This is a genomic window from Italian clover phyllody phytoplasma str. MA1, assembly GCF_000300695.1.
Lineage (GTDB): Bacteria > Bacillota_I > Bacilli_A > Acholeplasmatales > Acholeplasmataceae > Phytoplasma.
Map to the genome: position 1 here is coordinate 1 of NZ_AKIM01000102.1, position 1,719 is coordinate 1,719.

Annotated in this window: 1 protein-coding gene; it reads left to right on the plus strand. The window is 23.9% G+C overall.

Annotation, left to right across the window (positions count from 1 at the left end; all coding sequences use genetic code 11):
- Positions 1 to 184: 184 nt before the first annotated feature.
- Entirely contained in the window at positions 185 to 1,396 is a 1,212-nt protein-coding gene (locus RI01_RS02670) for a replication-associated recombination protein A (RefSeq protein WP_017193130.1), read from the plus strand.
- Positions 1,397 to 1,719: the final 323 nt, after the last annotated feature.

Genomic DNA, 1,719 nt, shown 5'->3' on the forward strand with positions numbered 1-1,719 from the left:
GCGTTCTTCTTTTTGTTTAATACATAATATTCAATACTTGGGAAGGCAATTAATTTAAAAATTAAAGTTGATTTAATGATTGCAATAAATTAAAAAAGATATTACAATATTAATATTAAAATTTGATAAAATATACTTATAAAAAAAAATTAATTAAAATCTAAATATACAAAGGAAAGAAAAAATGTTTAAAAAACCATTAGCATTTGCTTTGCGTCCGTCAACAATAACTGATATCATTGGACAAAGTCATCTTATTAATGATCAAAATGGTATTATTTCGAGAATGTTAAAAAATAATTACGCTAGTTCTTTAATTTTTTATGGTGTTCCAGGTATTGGAAAAAGTAGCCTTGCCCAGGTATTAGCTAATGATTTACAAATTAAGTATGATATTTTTAATGCTGCAATTGATAAAAAATCTAAGTTAGAAAAAATTATTCAACAAGCATTAAATTTTAAAAAATTTATTCTTATTATAGAAGAAATCCATAGAATGAATAAAGATCGTCAAGATATTTTATTGCAATACTTAGAAAACGGTCATTTAATTATGTTTGCTTGCACTACTGAAAACCCATATTTTGTAATTAATCCGAGTATTCGTTCAAGAGTTAACATCATTAAATTAGAAAGAATTACGACCGAAGAAATGTTAACAGGATTAAATAAGTTAATCGTTAATAAAAAATTACCATTAAATATTCTACAAGATGCTTTATTATTGATTTGTCAATTGTCTAGCGGGGATTTACGTATTGCCATTAATATGTTAGAATTGTGTTTACATTTATATCCTGGAGAAGAAATTACAAAAAAAATTATTAAAAAAATTTCTTCATCAGCTAATTTAATAAATTTTAAAGATAACGATGAGCATCACAATTTAAAGTCAGCATTACAAAAATCTATTAGAGGTAGTGATGTTGATGCAGCTTTACATTATTTTGCAAGATTATTAGCAAGTGGTGTTCATGAAGCGTTAATAAGAAGAATGTTAATTACCGCTTATGAAGATATTGGATTAGCTAATCCAATGATTATTATACATGTAAAAACAGCAATTGATGCTTTTCGTCAAATTGGTTTATCAGAAGGACGTATTCCTTTAGGATTGGCAATTATTGAAATGTGTTTAAGTGAAAAATCAAATAGTGCTTATTTAGCGACTAATAAAGCTTATGAAGATGTTCTGCAAGGTAATGTTTTTAATATACCAAAACATTTACAAGATACTAGTTATAATTCAGCAAGTAAATTAGGTATTGGTTTTGATTATAAATATTCTCATAATTTTCCAAATGATTATGTTAATCAACAATATTTACCACAAGAAATAAAAGAATTGATTTATTATATACCTAAATTACACAGCGAGTATGAAAAAAAAAATTAATAAAATACATGAAAAATTTAAACAAAATATATAATGTTTTAAAATTTTTTAATAATTCCGAACAAGGTTTCTGATTATAATGATTATCTTTGGTAACAAAATTTACAAAAAAAGTTTTTAATTAGTATCTCTCGTACTAGTTGTCTCAATTATAATTAGATGAACTAATATTAATTTAGCAATTTAAAAGAGTATTTTCAAGAATTTAAACGTTTTTATAATCAAAAATGGTTAATTAAAAAAACTTAATTAACAAAGCTCCTTAATTTTTTTAAATATATCAACTATTATAACTCTAAATAAGTGCTTCAGCGCGTGCATCT

Coding starts and splice junctions, on each gene's coding strand:
- RI01_RS02670 (WP_017193130.1), top strand. CDS start 185: ATGTTTAAAAAACCATTAGCATTTGCTTTGCGTCCGTCAACAATAACT.